The sequence below is a fragment of the Hyphomicrobiales bacterium genome, from assembly GCA_039973685.1.
In the GTDB taxonomy this organism is placed as follows: Bacteria; Pseudomonadota; Alphaproteobacteria; order Rhizobiales; family JACESI01; genus JACESI01.
This window is the reverse complement of sequence record JBDWKL010000055.1, coordinates 1-5,896: the sequence shown is the minus strand read 5'-3', so window position 1 is coordinate 5,896 and position 5,896 is coordinate 1. Positions and strand designations below refer to the sequence as shown.

Below are 5,896 nucleotides of genomic sequence, written 5' to 3'. Positions count from 1 at the left end.
CCAGCTTCCTGCTCTTTGATCATGCCGATGATCTGTTCGTCGCTGAACCGTGATTGTCTCATTTATTCGTCTCCTTGTACGGGACGAATTCTACCCAAAAATGGATGAAGAAGCGGGTCTCAGGTCAAGAGACTTATCGCCACGTTGGCTGGGGAATATGAAATCACCCGTCCGCATCTGAGAAAGTTGCCTCAACAGGCCCATCGCAGGCTGATGCTTAACGGCATCACGCTTGTTATGCTTAGGTAGTATTTGATCCAGGTACCCACGCCATATGGCTGGATTGATGCCTGTGCACCAACCTTTTGACTGTTGCGTAACTGATGACACGTTCTATCCGTGCTCTTAATCTTGCCGCTGTTTCTGGTTTTTCATTCCATACAGCTTTAAGGACTGACCAGAGTGTCCGTCATCAGGGTTTTATGGACAGATAGCTGTTTAGATTAAGCGGGAGCTTTGCTCACCTGGCTGTTAATATTAGGCGGCGTTCTTTCGGTATTGCAAGCGCCTTTCCTTGATTATGTTCTGCATGAGCTGTCCGTCGTCAGGCTTTCAAATCGTTGATCTTCTGTAGACAATCCAGAACCGTCGCTTGCTACATCAACACCAAGCGGCTTAACATCAAACAGAGAGCCAGAACCTCCATTAATTATGGCAAGCTCCGTGTTCCAAATTATTCGATGACGCACACCAAAGAAATATATGACGCTTCTTGATAAGACTATCAGTATCTCAAAAGTTCTTATGGATTAATTTGCAGATAGCAAGCGAAGGCATTGGTGTTTTGGCAGACAAAAAGGTGGTGAGCTTGTGAAGAAGGTAATAGTTGCTGCCGCTATCTTCGGTATCTATTGCATCTTAAAGGGCGTGCCGGAAGTGCCGTTAAAAAATATATGGGTCATTCAAGTTTAAGAGTGACATCTATATACACGCACCTTGTCGGTATGAAAAACCGCGAAGTGCTAGCCCGAACTTGGGGGTTTTAGAATGGCAGCTTCAATAGTGCTTTTTAGTGATCCAGTGTTTCCCAGATCGACTGTTTACCTTGATAGAAGTGAGATGATGAATGACAGAATTGATCTGTCACCGAACACTAATTCAATGGGGGAAGATATTGATTGGTACATCATTGTAGAAAAAGAACACCACAATGATTTCAAGCATCTCCTCCACAAGAATTGCAAGGTGATATTCGATACTGAAGATTCCACATTCGACTGCATGAAAATGCTTGAGGCCCAATATGGTGGAGTTAAGGAGTTGCTCGCATCTTCAAATGTGGAATGGAAATTTGAGAGATGGTGACGATGGACATCTTAAAAAATATGCAGGATTATGCTTCGCATTGAACGTAATGAAATTGATATAATCATCGGGCTGAAAATACGGCAACGGAGATACAAGCGACGACTTTATGCTTTCAGTGTGGAGTGTCTGTCGTCAGGGTTTTTGGAACCAAGAGCGGCCTAAACTAAGAGAGAGTTCAACTCATCTTGTTGGTTTCATTATGCGGCATGTTGTCTGTGATGCAACCGCCGCGTTTCGAGTATCTTCCGTTTGATCCTTTCTCTTTGTTGTAGAATGTCTTTGTCACGTCCGAAGTAGACGTCGGCGGGTGTGACGTTGTTCAGGCTTTCGTGATAGCGCGGATGATTGTAGTGGTCGACGAAGGCTTCAATCTGCGCTTCAAGATCACCTGGCAGAAAGTAGTATTCCAACGAGATGCGGTTTTTCAACGTCTGGTGCCAACGTTTGATTTTGCCCTGTGTTTGGGGATGGTATGGTGCACCACGAGAATGCTTCATCCCTTTGTCTTGCAGCCACTCGGCCAATTCGCCCGAGACATAACTGGATCCATTATCGCTGAGTAGACGCGGCTTATGAACGACGTGAACCTTGTCACAACCCGACGCCTTTAAGGCTAGGTCGAGCGTGTCAGTGACATCTTCAGTCTTCATGTTGGTACACAGCTTCCACGCGATGATATAACGACTGTAGTCATCCAAGACCGTGCTGAGATAGAACCAGCCCCACCCAAGAACTTTGAGATAGGTGAAGTCGGTTTGCCAAAGTTGATTGATCCCTGTCGTTTTGTCTTTGAACTCATTAGCGGCCTTGATCACGATAAAGGCTGGGCTGGTGATCAGGTCATACGCCTTTAAGAGCCGATAAACAGAAGCTTCTGATACAAAATAACTTTCCCTGTCGGTGAATGTCACCGCAAGCTCCCGTGGTGACAACTCTGTTTCCTTTAATGCAAGTGTGACGACCTTCGCACGCACCTCGTCTGGGATACGGCTCCACACGTGTTTTGGTTTGGGGGATTGATCTTGTAATCCAGCCTCACCACGTTGCAGATACCGATCATACCAACGGTAGAATGTGGTGCGGGGAATGCCCAGCTTGGCCAAGGTTTGCCGTGCTGACAGGTGACCGTCTTCGACCAAACGGATGACTTCTAACTTCTCAGATGCGAGGTATCTCATTCGTGCTCGCCCCCATCTCCCAGCATGCTTTTTTTGAGCAAGCGGAGTTCCAGGGTTTGCTCAGCCACAACTTCCTTTAGATCGCGAGCTTCGCGGCGCAGATCCTTCACCTCGTCAGTGTTCGCAGCGCGGGCCGTGTCGCCGGCAAGGCGGCGCTTCCCAGCCTCCATGAAGTCCTTGGACCATTTATAGTAAATGCCCTGAGAGGTGCCCTCACGCCGGCAAAGCTCAGTTATGCCGTCTTCGCCACGCAGCCCGTCCAAAACGATCCTGATCTTCTCTTCGGACGAATAGTGCTTACGGGTCGCACGTTTGATGTCCTTGACGATCTTTTCGCCAGGGCTTTTGCGTGTTCCAATTGTTTGTCTCATCTTCCACCCCTCAGTGGTTACGATGAGCCAAGAACACTCTCTTAGCAATTGACCCTATTTGGACCCATAGGCGCTGACGTCAGACAGATCCATGCAGTGGCACAGCCGATCCAAGTGGTCATGCAAGCAGACCACCCTTTAGCAAAACAGGATACGATCAGGCTGCGAAACGCACTGTGTTTCTCCCATGTCGCACCATCCGAAAAATTCGCGGTACGCGTCCTGCTGGGAACCGCCGCGCAACGGACACTTTCGGTTAAACTCAACCCAATGATTAAGGCGGATAGCTTTGATTTTATGTGTCATTATAGCGAATGGGAAAATTTGATTAGTTTTCAATTTCCAATTGGTTTGGATATGGATCGTACACCCAACATGGTTGCGCGTCCTCTGGCCCAAAAAGATGTAGAGCCAGGCAACCTATTGCTTGGCCAACAAAGGGGCCGTACTTTACCAGTAGCTTCTGCAAGATTTATGAGAGAATTGGCAGCGGCGCTTGGAACAAGCCTATCATGATGGTGTTACAGGAGAATTGATTTCTACTTTGGGCCGAGAACGGCCTTCGTTGGGATACAACTTGAATTTTGTTCAACGGCAGCGTTGAGCCCAACTCGGCAATATTGTGCGGTGCCTAAACACCTTCATCTCAGATAACTTCCTCGACCCATCCCTGCGTTGTTCGATGGAAATGGTTCACCCGCACACAGCAACGTCAATATATCTTGGTCTGAATGTCTCTGCCCTTACCATCAAGTCCATACGCATGAACGAAATGATAAGGGCAAAGTTTTAGGGGCGCAGACATTCAGCTGACGCTTTGACAGAAGTGCTTTATTTAAAACTTCAAATTGTATCCAAGGTTTACCCGCTGATTACCTTTGTCACCAACACCAGCAGTTGCGCTTACTGTTCCAAGGCGAAGAGCTTTGGATACGTTGCCGGACAGTGAAAGTCGCGAGAAGTCATTTGCTTGTTCGCCTGCCAACTCAATAGAGTATAGCAACCCGTCAGACACTTCCAACGTAGAGAGTTCAAGGGCACCACCAAAACTACATTGGTCGTCAAACGTGCCAAGCGATTGGAAACAGGCGACCCTTGGCGTAAGCGCAATTTCGCTGCGGTTGTCATTGAAAGCTGCTGCAAAACGCGCTTCGGCAAAAATTGAACCACCACTGAGCGAGTCTAATTCAATCGTACCGTTTTCTACTATGTTGCCCAATACGGCAGCCACATCAACATCGTTTTCCGGTGAGGCAACATAATTAAAGCCGATGCGTGGTTTCAATGAAAGGTTGCCGTGTTTAACTTCACCTGACAGGGCTGCACCAGCAAACCCAGCGAAATAGTGTTGAAGACCTGATGTATCAACTTCGCCCAGAGCCGTATCGAATGCCAGATCAAAATCTTGGAAGCCTGTTGCAAAGCCAAGATGTCCGTCAATAAACAAACCATGCCCCAGTTTTTGTGCTCCGTAGAAGCCAGTATTCAAGCCTGCTCCATTAATTGAACCTGTTGCCGTTGTATCGACGTCACTGCTTGATCCAAAAGCACCAACGAAGAAGCCACCCAAGCGATCTGAATCGAAAAGCTTTTCGCGGCGGTAAGAAATGTTGATCGAACCTTGTGCGATACCACTTTCGGTTTCAGTATACCCCAATGAGCCTTCGAATATTGACCAACGGTTTGTTGCACAATCAAAAGTTTGATGCTGGAAATCACCATCCAACGCCACACCATTTTCATCGGCGCTCGCATTGAGACTACGGCGTGGAGCGGAGGCACCATCGTGACAAGCTCTGAAGGAAGAAGCGATGCTCTCGTCTTCAATAACATTAAACTCAACCCGACGGTTACGGGCTTTACCCTCTGCTGTGTCATTAGGCGCGATTGGTTGTGATTCACCGTAGCCTTTTGTGACAAAGCCCGACGTATCAACATCACGCTCCCGCAATGCAACCAAGACTGCATCCACACGACGTTGGCTGAGAGCTGCGTTGTAATCTTCAGATGCATCGTTATCTGTATGGCCTGCGATTTCAAAAGAACTACCGCGACAAGAAGCCAGAATTGCAACTATGTCATCAAGTGCAGTTTCACTTTCAGGTTTTATAACCGCCTTATTGGTGTCAAACAGGATGAACTGTGCACGAAGTGTGGCTGCGGCAGCACACTGTTCTTCAGACCGATTGTGATGGCTTTGAAGGCGCTCAAGACCACTTCTCGCATAGTCGCTTATGCGCTGACTTTGCTCTGTCAGAGTAACTGCCAGATTATCTTGAAGCGTTGAGTTCAATTGGCCTTCAACCGCTGATACGAGACCAATGTTATCGGCAACGACCACTGTCACGATAGCTGGATCGGAAAGCACAGCATTTGCTTCAGAAGTGAGCAAATAGGCAATATTGTAAGTGCCTTCAGGCGTATTCGCAGGGACAGTGATAACACCGTTATCAGCAATGGTTGCACCTGACAGACCACCGTCACTCGTAACAGCGATAGTGGTTTGAGAACCATCGGTTGCTACTGGAGAGCCATTAAGCGTGTCATTTGCCAAAACAGTCGACGTCGTGCCGCCAACACTGCTGCTAATCAGTGTACCACTAAAGTCATCATCCGCAGCGACAATTGCACCAACTACCACTGTAGCGACAGCTGGATCTGTAAGCGCAGCATCCGTTTCATCCGCTAGCTGGTAGCTAACATTGAAAGTACCAGGATTTGCGTTTGCAGGAACAGTGATGACACCGTTATCAGCAATGGTCACACCCGTCAGGCCACCATCATTGGTTACAGAGATTGTTGTTTGAGAGCCATCAGTCGAAACGGAAGAACCATTGAGCTCATCATTGCCCAAAACAGTCGGTGTCGTACCACCCGCATTATCGATTGGCGTCGCACTGAAATCGTCATCCTCTGCGAGAATGGAGCCAGCAACGACGACTGTCGCAATGGCAGGATCTGTGAGTGTAGGGTCATTTTCGTCAGCAAGCAGATAGGTAACGTTATACGTGCTTGGAGGCGTGTTCGCAGGAACGGTGA

Annotated in this window: 4 protein-coding genes; 2 read left to right on the top strand and 2 right to left on the bottom strand. The window is 48.0% G+C overall.

What is annotated here, in order from left to right; all coding sequences use genetic code 11:
- The first annotated feature begins 987 nt into the window (after window positions 1-987).
- A complete protein-coding gene (locus ABJO30_15170) occupies window positions 988-1,305 on the top strand; it encodes a hypothetical protein (protein ID MEP3234166.1) in 318 nt (105 codons plus the stop codon).
- Between the two features lie 200 nt (window positions 1,306-1,505).
- On the opposite strand, the gene ABJO30_15165 is transcribed toward ABJO30_15170, so the two are convergent.
- A protein-coding gene (locus ABJO30_15165) for an IS3 family transposase (GenBank protein MEP3234165.1) occupies window positions 1,506-2,857 on the bottom strand; the annotation gives its coding sequence in 2 pieces (ribosomal slippage) (window positions 1,506-2,521 and window positions 2,521-2,857; 1,353 coding nt in all).
- Between the two features lie 48 nt (window positions 2,858-2,905).
- Here ABJO30_15165 and ABJO30_15160 point away from each other — a divergent pair.
- Window positions 2,906-3,373, top strand: coding sequence for a LysR substrate-binding domain-containing protein (locus ABJO30_15160; GenBank protein MEP3234164.1), 468 nt, complete (start codon window positions 2,906-2,908; stop codon window positions 3,371-3,373).
- Window positions 3,374-3,692: 319 nt separating this feature from the next.
- On the opposite strand, the gene ABJO30_15155 is transcribed toward ABJO30_15160, so the two are convergent.
- A partial coding sequence (locus ABJO30_15155) for an OmpA family protein (GenBank protein ID MEP3234163.1) occupies window positions 3,693-5,896 on the bottom strand: 2,204 nt, incomplete at its 5' end.